The sequence below is a fragment of the Microbacterium sp. NPDC087589 genome, from assembly GCF_044743635.1.
Classification (GTDB): domain Bacteria; phylum Actinomycetota; class Actinomycetes; order Actinomycetales; family Microbacteriaceae; genus Microbacterium.
This window is the reverse complement of record NZ_JBIUWV010000001.1, coordinates 437862-453143: the sequence shown is the minus strand read 5'-3', so window position 1 is coordinate 453143 and position 15282 is coordinate 437862. Positions and strand designations below refer to the sequence as shown.

Genomic DNA, 15282 nt, shown 5'->3' with positions numbered 1-15282 from the left:
GCTTTCCGTTTCTAGAGTCTGGGGGCCGCTCGCGTCCGAGGCGGACTGGGGTGGGCCGAGAGTCGATTCTACGCGATGAGCGCCGCGAGCTGCCGCACAGCGCTCGCGTAGCCGTCGACGCCCTCGCCGATCACACGCACCGCTGCGACGTCGTGGAGGTACGAATGGTGTCGGAAATCCTCGCGCGCGTACACATCGGAGATGTGTACCTCGGCGAACGGCAGAGCGACGCCGGTCAGGGCGTCACGCAGAGACACGCTCGTGTGCGTGAGTCCGCCCGGGTTGATGATGATCGCGGCGCAGTCCTCCCTGGCGTCGTGGATGGCATCGATCAGCACCCCCTCGTGGTTGCTCTGCAGAGCCCTGATCTCGAAGCCCTCGGCCGCGGCCGCATCAGTGGTGAGACGTTCGACGTCGGCGAGCGTCGCGGTGCCGTAGACCTCGGGCTCGCGACTGCCGAGCAGGTTGAGGTTCGGTCCGTTGACGAGCAGGATGCGGCGGGTCATTCGCCGATCTCCTGGTACGCGGCGAAGAGCAACGACTCGTCCGGGGCCTGCAGCACCGTGGGCTTGGCGATGTCATCGAGGAGGATGAACCGCAGCATGCCGCCGCGGCTCTTCTTGTCGCGTTGCATCGTCGCGAGCAGCTGCGGCCACGCACCGGCACGATACCCCGTCGGCAGCCCGAGCGAATCGAGGATGGTGCGGTGGCGCTCGGCGGCGGAATCCGACAGCCGCCCGGCGAGCCGTGACAGCTCGGCCGCGTAGAGCATGCCGATCGAGACCGCCGCCCCGTGGCGCCACCGGTACCGCTCGGCATGCTCGATGGCGTGGCCGAGGGTGTGACCGTAGTTGAGGATCTCGCGCTGCCCCGCCTCGCGGAAGTCGTCTGACACGACCTGAGCCTTCATATCGATCGCGAGTTCGACCGCCCGCCGGAACTCCGATGTCGTCGTGTCGACCGCGCGCGCGGGGTCGGCCTCGATGATGTCGAGGATCTCGGGCGCCCAGATGAATCCGGCCTTGACCACCTCGGCGAAGCCCGCGGTGGCCTCATTCGGGCTGAGACTGGCGAGCTCGTCGAGGTCGCCGATCACTGCACGAGGTGCCCAGAAGGCACCGACGAGGTTCTTGCCCTCGGCTGTGTTGATCCCGGTCTTGCCGCCCACAGATGCGTCCACGAGGCCGAGCACGGTGGTCGGCACCTGTATCAGCTGCACCCCACGCAGCCAGGTCGCCGCGACGAAGCCGGCGAGATCGGTCACCGCGCCGCCGCCGTATCCGATCACGGCGTCCGAGCGGGTGAAGTCGGCCTGTCCCATCACCTGCCAGCAGAAGGCAGCCACCTCGACGCGCTTGCCCTGCTCGGCATCGGGCACCTCAGCGAGCAGAACCTCCCGCTGGCCGTTCTCGCCGTCGGCGAGCAGCCGATCCCGCAGCTCCGCAGCTCGGGCGGCGAGCGTGGGCGGGTGGACGACGAGCACCTTGCGCACCCCGGCATCGAGGGCCGCTGACACCCGATCGAGGATGCCGCGTCCGATGGCGATGTCGTAGGGGTTCTCTCCGGTCACGCTGATGGTTGTCGTACTCATCCCAGTTCTCTCCTCCATGCCACGATGTCGTCGGCTATGCGCTGCATGGGGCGTCGTGACGTGTCGAACGTCACGGATGCCACCTCGTCATACCAGTCTCGACGTTCTTCGAAGATCTGTGTCCATCGCCCGACGGGATCATCGCCCGCGAGCAGGGGGCGTCCTCCGCTGTGGATCCGATCGGCCACCGCGGCAGGGGTGACGGTCAGAAACACGACCGGGTGCTCGAGCAGCAGCGCTCGGGTGCCCGCGTCGGTCACCGCCCCTCCACCGAGGGAGACCACACCGCCGGCTTGCAGAGCCTCAGCGACCTCGGCGCGCTCGACTGAACGGAAGTGCGGCTCACCGTATTGCTCGAAGATCGCGGGGATGGGGCCGTGCTCTGCGACCACGCGCTTGTCCGTGTCCACGAACGGCACGCCGAGCTTGCGAGCGACGCGGCGCCCGACGCTGGTCTTGCCGGCGGCCATCGGGCCGACCAGCACCAGCGTCAGCCGATCAGTCTCGCTCGTCATGCGCGATGAGCGCCGCCTCGGACGCGGGCGTCGTGCGCAGCTCCGCAGGGATCGCCGCGAGGTAGCCGTCGAAGTTGCGGCGCGTCTCTCCGATGCTGTCGCCCCCGAACTTCTCGAGCACGGCGTTGGCGAGTTCGACGGCCACCATGGCCTCGGCCACCACCCCGGCCGCCGGTACGGCGCACACATCGGAGCGCTGATGGTGTGCCGTGGCATCCTCGCCGGACGCGATGTCGATCGTGCGGAGAGCGTGCGGCACTGTGGCGATCGGCTTCATTCCCGCTCGCACACGCAGCACGGTGCCGGTCGACATGCCGCCTTCGGTGCCTCCTGCTCGGTCCGAGCCGCGGGAGATTCCCTCTGCGGTGGCGAACAGCTCGTCGTGGGCGGCCGAGCCGCGTCGACGCGTGGTCTCGAAGCCGTCGCCGACCTCGACGCCCTTGATCGCCTGAATGCTCATGAGGGCCTGCGCGAGACGTGCGTCCAGACGGCGATCCCAGTGAACGTGCGAGCCGAGCCCAGGCGGAAGACCGTATGCGAGCACCTCCACGATTCCGCCGAGTGTGTCGCCGTCCTTCTTCGCGTCATCGACCTCCGCCACCATGAGCGCCGAGGTCGCCGCGTCGAAACAGCGCAGCGGATCGGCATCGAGCCGGTCGACGTCGTCGGGGGCCGGAAGCGCAGCGTCATCCGGCACTCGCACCGGACCGATCGACAGCGTGTGGCTGACGAGGCGGATGCCCAATTCGCTGAGGAACGAGCGAGCGATGGCGCCGAGGGCGACTCTGGCCGCCGTCTCTCGTGCGCTGGCACGCTCGAGGATGGGCCGCGCCTCGTCGAAGTCGTACTTCTGCATGCCCACGAGATCGGCGTGACCCGGCCGCGGGCGGGTCAACGGTGCGCTCCGGCCACGCGACCTGTCGGTCAGCTCGACGGGCTCGGGATTCATGACCTCGATCCACTTCGGCCACTCGGTGTTGCCGATGCGCAGAGCGATGGGGCTGCCCAGGGTCTTGCCGTGGCGGACACCACCCGAGATCGTCAGCTCATCCTGCTCGAACTTCATCCGCGAGCCGCGTCCATAGCCGAGCTTGCGACGTGCGAGATCGGTCTGGATCGCCTCGGAGGACACCGGGACGCCCGAAGGCAGACCCTCCATGACGGCAATGAGTTCTGGGCCGTGCGATTCGCCGGCCGTGAGCACGCGGAGCATTGCTCTAGTCTCCCACGCCTTTCGACTCGGATCGTGCCGCGTGACGACCGATGACTACAGCGCGGCCTTCATAGCGGCGACCACGGCCTCTTCGGACGGCAGCGGAACGCGCTGGTCACCGTGCAGGAAGATCCGGACCTGGCGGACGGCCTGACGCAGCAGCATCCCCTCTCCGGAGACCGCGCGTCCGTCGCTCCACGCGGTTGCGAGCGCCGACGGCCATGGCGAATAAGCGACATCGAACAGCACTCCCCCGCTCGCGCTCAGGCGCGCCGCTGTCAGCGCGTCGAGGGTCGTGCCACCGGGCAGCGTCGACACGGTGAGCCCGACGTCGAGAGCGTCGTCATCGAAGCAGGACGCCGAGATCGCGACGCCGAGACGCTGTCCGAGGGACACGAGCTCAGCGGCTCGTTCAGGTCGGCGAGCACGCACATCGACAGAACGGGCGCCTGCCTCGACGCACGCGACCAGCGCGGATGAGGCGGTCGCCCCGGCGCCGAGGATGCGAACCCTCTCGATTCCGAGCAGACCCTGCTCGTCCAGAGCGTCGATGATCCCGCCGACGTCTGTGTTGAAGCCGCGGACGCCGTCGGTCAACAGCAGCGTGTTGACCGCGCCGGTGAGGTCCGCGTAACGATCGTGCGTCACCGCGGCTCCGTGCGCTCTCTCTTTGAGAGGCATCGTGAGCGAGAGCCCCAGCCACGACTCGTCGAGAGCGCCCAGAGTGTCGCCGAACGTCGCCTCGTCGACCTGGCGTCGCGTGTACTCCCAGTCGAGGCCGAGCGCCGCGTATGCTGCGGCGTGCAGCTGAGGGGACTTGGAGTGCGCGATCGGGTCTCCCCACACCGCGAGACGCCGCGGCGTCATCCGGCCGAGCATCCTCCGTCTGGGTTCTCCTGGCACCATTGCTCCCACTTGTCGACTCCCTGCAGGTGCTCCTCGTAGGTCACCGAGAACTGCGTCTCTCCGGTGGCGAGGTTCGTCGTCACGAAGTAGAGCCACGGACCGTCAGCGGGGTGCATCGCGGCGTCGATCGCCGCGTAGCTCGGGCTGGCGATCGGGGTGACAGGCAGACCGGTGTGCACGTAGGTGTTCCACAGGTTGTCGTCCTCGAGGGCCTCGGCGGAACTCGAGACGACGCCCTCGTGGAGCGAGCCGTATCCGTACTGAGCCGTCGAGTCCATCTGCAGCTTCATGTCGATGTCGAGACGGTTCTCGATCACGCGGGACACTTTGGGGAAGTCTGCGGTGAGGCCCTCGCGTTGGATGATCGAAGCGACCGTCAGCACGCGCTGCGCGTCTTCTGCGGGCACCCCGGCTTCCGTCAGCGCTTCCCTCGTGCGGTCGACCATGCGCTGGATGACCTGCGTCGCGGTCACCTCGGGATCGAACGTGTAGACGGCCGGGAAGAGCCACCCCTCGAGGTTCTGCGCGCTCACACCGTAGGTGGCAGGATCCGCATAGGCCGCGGCCTGGAGCTCCTCGATGGGCATCCCGAGGGACTCCGCCATGCCGGGCAGGGAGGATTCGATCGTCGCGCCTTCGCCGACGCTCGCGGAGTTCTCGAGCTTGTTCTCAGGGTTCTGCAGCGCCTCGAGAGCTGCTTCAGCCGTCATCTTCTCCTGCAGCGAATAGATGCCCGGATAGAAGGTGACGGCGATGTTCTCGGTGACCAGGTAGTCGTAGAAGACGTCCTCCGAGCGGGTGACACCGGCTTCGTAGAGCGCCGTCGACACCGGTGCGCCCGTGTCGCCCTCAGAGATCGTGACGAGCACCTCGCCGGTGGCCAGGCCCGGCTCCCAGTCCTCGGGCTCACCCCAGCCGAGAGCGTTGCTGATCCTGTCGCCGTACACGTTCCACGCCCAGACGCCTCCGCCGACGATGCCGCCGATCACCGCCAGGACGATGACGAGGGCGACGAGACACCCTGTGCGACGTTTCTTCTTCGCCGGCGGTCGATTGCCGCCGGGCTCCTCCGGATGTCCGTGGAAGAGGTCCTCGAGGCGGCCGCCTGCTGCGGTGCCGTCTGCGGCAGGAGTCGCGGCACCGTCGGTCATGGAGCCCGCAGGCATGGTGCCGGAGACTCGTTCCGAGGAGGTCATCGCATCGGAAGACGGCGTGGCCGATGCCGGGCGTGGACCGGCCGCGTCGGCTGCGGCTGTCGGCATCGCTTGGGTCGGCACGTCCTCACCTGTCGAGATGTCCTCGGACTCGCCCGCCGGATCACCGGTCGACTGCACAGCGGCGGCTTCGCGCGCTGCTCTCCGAGACCCGGGTGCGGGTGGCCTGTTGTCGACCGTCGGGATCTGCTGTGACGGGTCGGGAAGGTTCTCGAACAGGTCACCCAGGCGGGCGTCCGGATCGTGCTGGGGCGAAGCACTCTCGCGTTCGGGCATTATCGGGGGGACTCCTCGTCGAGCGGAATCGTGGCACCGGTCGGGTTTCCGGTGCTCTTCTCCGTGTCGATCGCCTGCTGCAGCAGGACCACCGCGGCGATCTGATCAACAATGCTACGAGACTTCTTCTGTGATCTGCCCGAAGAACGCAACGCGGCGTGTGCTGTGACGGTGCTGAGCCGTTCGTCGACGAGCCGGACCGGAGTGCCGGTGCGAGCGTGCAGGGCGGCGGCGAACTCACGAGAGTCCGTCGTCGACGCGGTGTCAGCCCCCATCAGGTTGACGGGCAACCCGACCACGAACTCGAGCACGTCGAAGTCCGCCGCGATCGCTGCGATCCGATCGATCGCCTGTTCGTTCCGCTGCACGGTTTCGACAGGCACCGCGAGCATCCCGTCCGGATCGCAACGAGCGACGCCGACGCGCGCCTGCCCGACGTCGATGCCGATGCGCACGCCGCGGCGGAAGCCGCTCACGCTGACTGCAGCTCCTGCGTCACGGCCTCGAGGGCCGACTGGAGGGCTGAAACATCGGTGCCACCACCCTGAGCGACGTCGTCGCGACCGCCGCCGCCGCCGCCGAGCACCGATGCGGCGCGTTTCGCCAGTGCGCCGGCCTTGGCGCCGGCCACACGCGCCGCGTCGTTGGTCGCGACCACGACCACCGGGCGACCGTTGACCGACGCCCCGAGAGCGACGACTGCGGCGTCGGAACCGAGGCGATCGCGGACACCGAGTACGAGCTCGCGCACATCGTCTGCCGAAGCCACCTCGCCGAGCGACTGCGCAGCGACGCGGAACGCGCCGACACGGTTCGCCGCATCGGCGATGGCGGGAACTCGACCTGCGCGCTCCTTCGACTCGAACTGCGCGATGCGCTTCTCTGCGGCCTTGAGGCTCGCGGAGAGATCGGCGATACGCTCGGCGAGCTGGTCACGAGGGGTCTTGAGCGAGGTCGTCAGCTGCGAGACGAGCGCGCGCTCCGCCGCGAGCTCGCGGAACGCGTCCTGACCGACCAGCGCCTCGATGCGGCGGTTGGATGCACCGACGGAGGATTCGCCGACGACGCTGACCAGACCGATCTCGGCGCTCGTGCTGACATGGGTTCCCGCGCACAGCTCACGCGACCACGGCCCTCCGATGTCGACCATACGCACGACATCGCCGTACTTCTCGCCGAAGAGAGCCATGGCTCCGGCATCCTTCGCCTCGTCGAGCGTGACGATGCGGGTCGTGACTTCGAGAGCGTCGTTGACAGCCCGATTGGTGATCTCCTCGATCTCCGAGCGCGCATCGGCGGAGAGCGCCTGCGACCACGAGAAGTCGAACCGCATGTAGCCTGCTCGGTTGAGCGACCCGGCCTGTGTCGCGGTCGGGCCGAGCGTGTCGCGGAGCGCGGCGTGCACGAGGTGCGTCGCCGAGTGCGCCTGGCGCGCAGCACGGCGGTTCGCCGCATCGACGATGGTCGTGGCCGCATCGTCGATGGCAACGACTCCTCGAGTGACCTCGACAGTGTGACTGATGAGGCCGGGCACCGGGCGCTGCACGTCGAGCACGTCGAGTTCGTACCCGGGGCCGACGATCACACCCTTGTCGGCGACCTGTCCACCGGATTCGGCGTACAGCGTGGTCTCGGCGAGCACGACCTCCGCGATCTGCCCCTCCGCAGCACTGCGAACCGTCTGACCGTCGACGAGGATCCCGAGGATGCGCGAGTCGACCTCGAGCTCGGAATATCCGTCGAAGCCCGTCTCGCCCAGAGCGCGGAGATCGCGGTAGACCGAGACATCCGCGAGCTGACGCTTGCGGTTGCGTGCATCGGCCTTGGCGCGCGAGCGCTGCTCCTGCATCAGAGTGTCGAACGCCGCGCGGTCGACGGCCAGACCCGCTTCCTCTGCGACTTCGAGCGTGAGATCGATCGGGAAGCCGTAGGTGTCGTGCAGCAGGAACGCCTCAGAGCCGCTCAGCGCCGCTCCGCCGCCCTTCTTCGTCTCATCCAGAGCGAGATCGAGGATCGTCGACCCCTGTGCCAGAGTGCGTCGGAAGGTCTCCTCCTCGGCGATCGCCGAGGAGGAGAGGGTCGGCCATTCCTTCTCGAGCACGGGGTATGCGGACTTCATCGCATCGCGCGAGGTGGCGAACAGCTCGGGGAACACCGGCTCGTCGACACCGAGCAGACGCATCGATCGCACGGTGCGGCGCATGAGGCGTCGCAGGATGTAGCCGCGGCCCTCGTTGGATGGGCGCACCCCGTCTGACAGCAGCATGAGCGACGAGCGCACGTGATCGGCGACCACGCGGAAGCGGACGTCGTCTTCGTGCACAGCGCCATAGCGGCGGCCCGAGAGCTCCACCGCGCGGTCGAGCACCGGACGCACCTGATCGGTCTCGTACATGTTCTCGACGCCCTGCTTGAGGAACGCGACGCGCTCGAGTCCCATGCCGGTGTCGATGTTCTTCTGGGGCAGTTCCCCCACGATGTCGAACTCGGTCTTGCCCCGGATGTTCTCGATGAAGTCCTGCATGAACACGAGGTTCCAGATCTCGAGGAACCTCGAGTCATCGACGGCCGGACCGCCGTCTTCGCCGTATGCGGGACCGCGATCGAAGAAGATCTCGGAGTCCGGTCCACCGGGGCCCGGCTGGCCGGTGTTCCAGTAGTTGTCGGCGCGCCCCAGACGCTGGATGCGCTCGGGCTTGAGCCCGATGATGTCGCGCCAGATGGCCTCGGCCTCGTCATCCGTCTCGTACACGGTGACCCAGAGGTCCTTCTCATCGAAACCGAGGCCGCCATCGGCTTCGGAGCTCGTCAGCAGCTCCCACGCGTAGCGGATCGCGCCCTCTTTGAAGTAGTCGCCGAACGACCAGTTGCCCATCATCTGGAAGAAGGTGCCATGACGCGCGGTCTTGCCGACCTCTTCGATGTCGTTGGTGCGGATGCACTTCTGCAGATCCGCGATGCGCGGATGCGGTGCGGGCACGACTCCCGTGAGGTACGGGATCATCGGCACCATTCCGGCGACCGTGAACAGCAGCGACGGGTCCTCGCTGACCAACGAGGCCGAGGGGACGATGAGGTGGTCGTTCTTCTCGAAGAAGTCGAGATACCGCTCCGCGATCTCCGCAGTTTTCATAGGGGTGCCAGATGTCCTTGCGTACAGGGTGTGAAAGGGCGTACCGACTGACGTGATGTCGCGGCGAAGGTGCCGCGACGGTCAGTCGTCAGCAGGGTCCGTGAGACGAGCCTGCTCCTCGCGGAAGGCATCGCCGACGATGCCCGTGAACTCGTTGAAGCGGGCGTCGACCTCGGCGAGGATTTCATGACCGCGCGGGTCGTTGTTCATGAGATGCGCCGCGATGAAGCCGCCGATCACACCGATCAGGAACCACTGCACGTTCTTCATGTCGCCATCCTTGCCTCTGGCCCGCGTGGGCGCGGTGCTTCCATCGTATGCGGAAACGACAGAAGGCGTCGGGTGACCCCGACGCCTTCTGCGGAAAAGCTGAACTCAGCGAGCTGCGTAGTACTCGACGACGAGCTGCACTTCACAGGTCACGGGGACCTCGGCGCGCTTCGGGCGACGAACCAGGCGAGCCTGGAGCTTGTCGAGCTCGACCTCGAGGTAGCCGGGAACGGGAGGCAGGACCTCGGCGTGACCGCCGGCTGCTGCGACCTGGAAGGGCTCGGTGCCCTCGCTCTTGGCCTTGACGTGGATGAGCTGACCCGGCTTCACACGGAAGGACGGGCGGTCGACGAGCTGGCCGTCGACGAGGATGTGACGGTGCACGACGAGCTGACGAGCCTGCGCGGTGGTGCGGGCGAAGCCCGAACGCACGACGAGGGCGTCGAGACGCATCTCGAGCAGCTCGACCAGGTTCTCACCGGTCAGGCCGTCCTGACGGCGAGCCTCGTTGAACGTGTTGCGCATCTGCTTCTCGCGGATGCCGTACTGCTCGCGCAGACGCTGCTTCTCACGCAGACGGACGGCGTAGTCGCTGTCTGCCTTGCGCTTGGTGCGGCCGTGCTCACCCGGAGCGTAAGGACGCTTCTCGAGGTAGCGGGCGGCCTTCGGGGTGAGCGGGATGCCAAGTGCGCGGCTGAGGCGCACCTTGCGGCGGTCCTGGGACTTCGTGGTCACGAAGTTATCCTTCCGATGACGTGGTCGCGTCTTTCACGACTCACGGACGTATCGTCCGCGTTCTGCCTTGGAGCGCACGCCGGGGCGCCAGCAAGGTGGGGTGTGAACGAGGAGATGCCCGAAAACACGGTTTCGAGCCGATCCAGTCTAACAGATCCGCGTCAGCGCCCGTCGAGGATGCGGCGGATGCGCTCGAGACGAGCTGAGATGTCACGCTCAGCGCCCAGGTTCTTGGGCTCGTAGTACCGCTTGCCCCTCAGCTCGTCGGGCAGATACTGCTGCGGCAGGATGCCGAACTCGCTGTCGTGGGGGTAGACGTAGCCACGACCGTGGCCCAGTCGTTTGGCGCCCGGATAGTGCGCGTCTCGCAGATGCAACGGCACCCGCCCGAATCCTCCGGATCGGATGTCGGCGATCGCCTGATCGATGCCCACATACGCCGCGTTCGACTTGGCGGTCGTGGCGAGATAGACGGTCGCTTCGGCGAGCGGGATCCGCCCCTCCGGCATGCCGATGAAGGCGACCGCATCAGCGGCGGCGACCGCGATCGACAGCGCCTGGGGGTCGGCGAGCCCCACGTCCTCGGAGGCCGAGATCACCAGACGCCGCGCGATGAAGCGGGGGTCCTCCCCCGCTTCGATCATCCGGGCGAGGTAGTGCAGCGCCGCGTCGGGATCGGATCCGCGGATCGACTTGATGAACGCGCTGATGACGTCGTAGTGCTCGTCTCCCTGCCGGTCGTATCGCAGCAGCGCCTTGTCGACGGCCTGAGCGACGTCATCAGCGGTCGCTGCCGGAACCGTGCCCTCTTCGCCCTTCGACAGAGCGACGGCGGCCGCCGCTTCGAGTCCCGTGAGCGCACGCCGCGCATCGCCGGAGGCCAGCCGGATGAGAGCAGCGCGCGCGTCATCGGCCAGAGTGACTGCGCCGTTGAGTCCGCGAGCATCGGTCACCGCGCGATCGACGAGCAGCCCGATGTCGTCGTCCGTCAGCGGCTGGAGCGTGAGGAGGAGCGATCGCGACATCAACGGCGAGATCACCGAGAACGACGGATTTTCGGTGGTCGCGGCGATCAGCAGGACCCATCCGTTCTCGACGCCGGGAAGCAGTGCGTCCTGTTGCGCCTTCGTGAATCGATGGATCTCGTCGAGGAACAGGATCGTGGTCTGGCCATACAGGTCGCGCTGGGTGATCGCCTCCTGCATGACCTCGCGCACGTCCTTGACACCGGCGGTGATGGCCGAGAGCTCGACAAACCTGCGACCGGATGATCGTGCGATCGCCTGCGCCAGGGTGGTCTTGCCGGTACCCGGCGGCCCCCACAGGATGATCGAGACGGCGCCCGGCGAGGTGGCAGCGGGGTCGGCCAGCGCGATGATCGGGGAACCGGCGCGCAGCAGGTGCTTCTGACCCGCCACCTCATCGAGAGACACGGGACGCATGCGCACGGCGAGAGGCGTCTGCCCGGAGAGCAGTGCGGCTGCGGAGGTCATCGCTCCAGGCTAACGCGGGGCACCGACACTTCGGGCGCAACAGCGCAGCGCGATCGCGACGGTAGGCTCTGAGGCGACGTTGCACATTCACGTCCAGTAAGGGAGCACGCAATGGCCGGACGCGGGAAGAGCACGCAGCAGTCGCGCACCGAGGCGGAGCGCGCACGCCTGCACACCGCCCGCAAGACGTGGCACGAGGGGCAGATCCGACGCCGCATCCGTGACAACGCGGTGGCATCCGTCGGCGCCGCACTGGTCATCGCCGGCGCGATCGCCAGCCAGGTCGTGCTCGCACAGACGAGGCCGCCGGAGGAACCCGCTCCCACGCCCACCGTCGAGCCGACAACCGCGCCGGTGCCGACCGAGACTCCGCTGCCCGAGCCTCTCCCGTCCGACACTCCTGCCGAATAGCCCTCGATCCTGCATCGAGCGCGCGTCTTCGCGGTGCCGCGTTCGTCTGGCGGACCCACCGCTGCTCCAGGCGCGGTCAGATCTCGCTGACGGCGAGTCGGTAGCCCCGCTTCACCACCGTGTGCACGAGAGCCCGCTGCCCGAGCGCGTCGCGGAGACGCGCCACCGCAGCCTCCACCGCGTGCGGTGTGCGCTGTGGTCCGGGCAGCGCCCCTCCGAGCTCTTCCCTCGAGATGACGCGACCCCCTGCGGAGGCCAGCGCGTCGATCAATGCGACCGCGGACCGCGAGAGCGGGACGAACACTCCGTCGACGACGACGCCGCCGCTCCGGACCTCGACCAGGCCGGCATCGGTGCGTTGAGACAGTGCGCCACCACTTCCGAAATGTTCGATCACCAGGTCGGCCGGCGACGTGGGCCGTGCGGGATCCGAGACCACGGTCCGGAGATCGGCGTCACGCAGCCTGTCCGCGACACCAGCCCCCATGGCGACGAGAAGCAGACGTCCCGACCCGGCACGCCGCCGGATGCTCTCGAGCGCATCTGTCCGTTCTGCGGCCTCGACCCAGGATCCGGCCACCGACGCGGAGGCGAGGATCACCGCATCCGCCTCACCGCGACCGGCGTGCATGGCGGCCGAGCCCAGCTCGTGCGCATCCGGGCGTGGAACGAGCACGCGCCGGACTGTCGCTCCTCGACTGCACAGCATCGCGTCGAGGTCACCGGACGAGCACTCCTCCACGATGGCGATCGCGCACCCCGCCAGCGTCGAGTCGAGGGTCCGTGCGGGCGTCATGGCCGCACCGTGCGCAGCGTCACGATCGACATCACACGGCCTGGAGCGAACGCAGGCGTCGTGATCCTGCCAAGACCGACGCGCTCGTCCGCACCCCACCACTGGCCTCCGCGATGAGACGTCGAGGAGCACTCATCGCCTCGGCGCCGAGGATTCGGGCTGCCGCGACGTCAGCCATGGCGTACCCGCGAGCGAGAGCGTCGACACGTCGGCTCTCGAAACTCGCCACCTCGCCGATCGCGAAGACGCGTGGGTCGGAGGTCGTGCATCCCTCGTCGACCACGATGCCGCCCCCTGGGGCGACGGCTATCGACGCATTGCGCGCGAGCTCATCTCGAGGACGCACGCCGACGGCGAGAACGACCAGATCGACGGGTTCGACACCGTCACCGAGTTCCACGGCACCCACGGCACCCGACGAGCCGGCAGCCAGACGCACGACGTGCGACTCAGTGCGAACCGCGATGCCTCTCGCCTCGAGGAGACCTGTGAAGGAGAAGCCTCGAGCTTCCGAGACGAGCGTCGCCGACGCCAGGCGATCAGAGTGCTGCACGACGAAGGGCGCGACATCCAGGAGCTGCAGAGCGCCGGCGGCCTCGATCGCGAGCGATCCGCCGCCGACGACGGCGCCGCGGAGCGGACGCCCCAGCTCATTCCTGAGCCGATACGCGAAGCTCTCGATGCGCTGCGCGTCGTCGAGCGTGCGGTAGCCGAAGCACCCGGCCAGGTCGGAGCCGGCGATGTCACCGCTCGCGGCATACGAACCCGTGGCGAGCACGAGCGCGTCGTACCGGACGATCCGACGTGATCGGGTCATCACGGTCCGCGCACCGCGCTCGATGCGAAGCACCCTGTCGTCTGCCATGAACCGGACACGGAAGTCCTCGAAGACCGAGCGGTCCAGCTCCAGAACGTCAGGAGCAGCGCCGGAGAACAGCCCGGAGATGCCCGTCCGGTCGTAGGGGTGTCGCGCCTCGTCTCCGATCACGGTGACATGGATCGGCGTTTCTGCGGTGCTGATCAGACTCTCGACGAATCGGTGCGCGACCATGCCGGCTCCGACCACCACGATCTCCGCGGGGGTGAGGACGGCCTCGCTCATGCTGCTCCAATCGCCGGGGGACCTCGTGAAGGCGACGATAGGAGCACGATGTTTCTTGCATATGACGGGAGATGTTTCGCGCGTCGAACGATTCGCTCACAGATCGGTAACGGCCATTGTGAGCACTGACGACCACATTGGAACCTCGCTCTCGTACTAGGCTGAAGGTCGTCCTTTCCGCCTCCCGCGGGCCCTACCGCGCAAGGAGAATCACCGTGTCTGCCACAGAGCCGTCGAAGCCGACTCCCCCCGTTCCCGCTCCCCCCGCTGCGCCCCTGCCGCGCAAGGTCCCGACGCCTGCAGCTGTCGCTCCGACGACTGCCGCCACTACGGCTGCGTCGTCGTCCGACGCCGCGAAGTGGGGTCGCGTCGCCGATGACGGCACCGTCGAGGTGCGCGAGGGCGAGGACTGGCGCGTCGTCGGTCAGTACCCGGACGGCACCCCAGACGAGGCACTCGCCTACTTCGTGCGCAAGTATGACGACATCGCCTTCAAGGTGCGCACGCTCGAACAGCGCCACCAGGCAGGCGGCGCCTCAGCCGGCGACCTCGTCAAGCAGGCAGGCCACCTTCTCGCCGAGGCGACGGATGCGGCCGCCGTCGGCGACCTCGCCGGACTGCGTGAGCGACTGAACGCGCTGACCTCCTCGCTCTCCGAGGCGACGGCTCAGGAGGCGCAGCAGGCGAAGGAACTGGTCGACAAGGCCATCGCGGAGCGAACAGCCCTCGTCGAGCGCGCAGAGGAGATCGCCGGCCGCGACCTGTCGAAGGTGCAGTGGAAGCAGGTGACTGCGGAGCTCGGTGAACTCTTCGATGCCTGGCAGGCACACCAGCAGAACGGACCGCGTCTGTCGAAGAGCGTCTCGCAGCAGCTCTGGAAGCGGTTCCGTGACGCACGTGGCACGGTCGACAAGGCGCGCCGCGCTTTCTACTCCGAGCTCGACGACACGCACAAGAGCGCCCGCGATGCGAAGACCCGTCTGGTCGAGCGCGCCGAGGCCCTCGCACCCCGCGGAGTCGACGGGATCCCCGCCTACCGCACCCTGCTCGACGAGTGGAAGGCTGCAGGCCGCGCCGGTCGCAAGGCCGACGACGCGCTGTGGGCGCGGTTCAAGGCGGCCGGAGACGCACTGTACTCGGCTCGCGCCGAGCAGTCTGCCGCCGAGGAGGCGGACTCCGCTCCGAAGATCGAGGCTCGCCAGGCCCTGCTCGAAGAGGCGAAGGCCGTGGCGGACGAGCCCCACATCAAGCGCGCCCGTGCACTGCTCACCGGCATTCAGCGCCAGTGGGACGAGATCGGTCGCATCTTCCCCCGCGACAAGGAGCGCGCGCTCGACGATCGTCTGCGCGTGATCGAGCAGGCACTCAAGGCCCGTGAAGAGGTCGACTGGAAGAAGAACAACCCCGAGACCAAGGCGCGCGCCAACGACATGAGCTCGCAGCTTCTCGAGGCGATCGAGAAGCTCGAAGCCGAGCTCGCCGCGGCAGAGAAGTCGGGAGACGAGAAGGCCGCGAAGGCTGCGGCGGATGCTCTCGAAGCGCGACGCACCTGGCTCAGCGCGCTCGGCGGCTGACCTTCTCCACAGATCTCCGGATCGACTCGGAACGCGGGATGCTCCGCGCCAGA

Annotated in this window: 15 protein-coding genes; 2 read left to right on the top strand and 13 right to left on the bottom strand. The window is 67.9% G+C overall.

What is annotated here, in order from left to right; all coding sequences use genetic code 11:
* Window positions 1–68: 68 nt before the first annotated feature.
* The 11 genes from aroQ to ACIOU8_RS02240 form a co-directional block, all read right to left on the bottom strand.
* Complete coding sequence (gene aroQ / locus ACIOU8_RS02290) at window positions 69–506, bottom strand: type II 3-dehydroquinate dehydratase (protein WP_400785412.1); 438 nt, start codon at window positions 504–506, stop codon at window positions 69–71.
* Complete coding sequence (aroB, locus tag ACIOU8_RS02285; RefSeq protein WP_400785411.1) at window positions 503–1591, bottom strand: 3-dehydroquinate synthase; 1089 nt, start codon at window positions 1589–1591, stop codon at window positions 503–505. Before aroB ends, aroQ begins: the two co-directional genes overlap by 4 nt.
* Window positions 1588–2106: a shikimate kinase gene (locus tag ACIOU8_RS02280; RefSeq protein ID WP_400785409.1), complete on the bottom strand. Its 519-nt coding sequence runs from the start codon at window positions 2104–2106 to the stop codon at window positions 1588–1590. The genes aroB and ACIOU8_RS02280 overlap by 4 nt, the downstream gene beginning before the upstream one ends.
* The gene (gene aroC / locus ACIOU8_RS02275) at window positions 2090–3319 is read right to left on the bottom strand and encodes a chorismate synthase (RefSeq protein WP_400785407.1); all 1230 of its coding nucleotides are present in this window, start codon (window positions 3317–3319) and stop codon (window positions 2090–2092) included. The genes ACIOU8_RS02280 and aroC overlap by 17 nt, the downstream gene beginning before the upstream one ends.
* Before the next feature lie 54 nt (window positions 3320–3373).
* On the bottom strand, window positions 3374–4186 hold the full coding sequence (locus tag ACIOU8_RS02270; RefSeq protein ID WP_400785405.1) for a shikimate dehydrogenase: 813 nt from the start codon (window positions 4184–4186) through the stop codon (window positions 3374–3376).
* Window positions 4183–5715: an endolytic transglycosylase MltG gene (gene mltG, locus ACIOU8_RS02265; RefSeq protein ID WP_400785403.1), complete on the bottom strand. Its 1533-nt coding sequence runs from the start codon at window positions 5713–5715 to the stop codon at window positions 4183–4185. The genes ACIOU8_RS02270 and mltG overlap by 4 nt, the downstream gene beginning before the upstream one ends.
* The gene (gene ruvX / locus ACIOU8_RS02260) at window positions 5715–6191 is read right to left on the bottom strand and encodes a Holliday junction resolvase RuvX (protein WP_400785402.1); all 477 of its coding nucleotides are present in this window, start codon (window positions 6189–6191) and stop codon (window positions 5715–5717) included. The genes mltG and ruvX overlap by 1 nt, the downstream gene beginning before the upstream one ends.
* Entirely contained in the window at window positions 6188–8848 is a 2661-nt protein-coding gene (gene alaS / locus ACIOU8_RS02255) for an alanine--tRNA ligase (RefSeq protein WP_400785400.1), read from the bottom strand. The genes ruvX and alaS overlap by 4 nt, the downstream gene beginning before the upstream one ends.
* 81 nt (window positions 8849–8929) lie before the next feature.
* Window positions 8930–9118, bottom strand: coding sequence for a hypothetical protein (locus ACIOU8_RS02250; RefSeq protein ID WP_400785398.1), 189 nt, complete (start codon window positions 9116–9118; stop codon window positions 8930–8932).
* 105 nt (window positions 9119–9223) lie between these two features.
* On the bottom strand, window positions 9224–9853 hold the full coding sequence (rpsD, locus tag ACIOU8_RS02245; protein WP_052677824.1) for a 30S ribosomal protein S4: 630 nt from the start codon (window positions 9851–9853) through the stop codon (window positions 9224–9226).
* Window positions 9854–10014: 161 nt separating this feature from the next.
* The gene (locus ACIOU8_RS02240) at window positions 10015–11346 is read right to left on the bottom strand and encodes a replication-associated recombination protein A (protein ID WP_400785396.1); all 1332 of its coding nucleotides are present in this window, start codon (window positions 11344–11346) and stop codon (window positions 10015–10017) included.
* Window positions 11347–11457: 111 nt separating this feature from the next.
* Between ACIOU8_RS02240 and ACIOU8_RS02235 the strand changes: the two genes are divergently transcribed.
* Window positions 11458–11757, top strand: a complete 300-nt coding sequence (locus ACIOU8_RS02235) for a hypothetical protein (RefSeq protein WP_400785394.1) — start codon at window positions 11458–11460, stop codon at window positions 11755–11757.
* A 76-nt stretch (window positions 11758–11833) separates the two neighbouring features.
* Here the strand turns inward: ACIOU8_RS02235 and ACIOU8_RS02230 are convergent, their stop codons facing one another.
* Both ACIOU8_RS02230 and ACIOU8_RS02225 read right to left on the bottom strand, forming a co-directional pair.
* Window positions 11834–12553, bottom strand: a complete 720-nt coding sequence (locus tag ACIOU8_RS02230; RefSeq protein WP_400785392.1) for a winged helix-turn-helix domain-containing protein — start codon at window positions 12551–12553, stop codon at window positions 11834–11836.
* A gap of 31 nt (window positions 12554–12584) precedes the next feature.
* The gene (locus ACIOU8_RS02225; protein WP_400785390.1) at window positions 12585–13655 is read right to left on the bottom strand and encodes an NAD(P)/FAD-dependent oxidoreductase; all 1071 of its coding nucleotides are present in this window, start codon (window positions 13653–13655) and stop codon (window positions 12585–12587) included.
* Between the two features lie 215 nt (window positions 13656–13870).
* On the opposite strand from ACIOU8_RS02225, the gene ACIOU8_RS02220 reads away from it, so the two are divergent.
* Window positions 13871–15229 carry a DUF349 domain-containing protein gene (locus tag ACIOU8_RS02220; protein ID WP_400785388.1) on the top strand — a complete coding sequence of 453 codons (1359 nt, stop codon included), beginning with the start codon at window positions 13871–13873 and terminating at the stop codon, window positions 15227–15229.
* Window positions 15230–15282 lie beyond the last annotated feature (53 nt).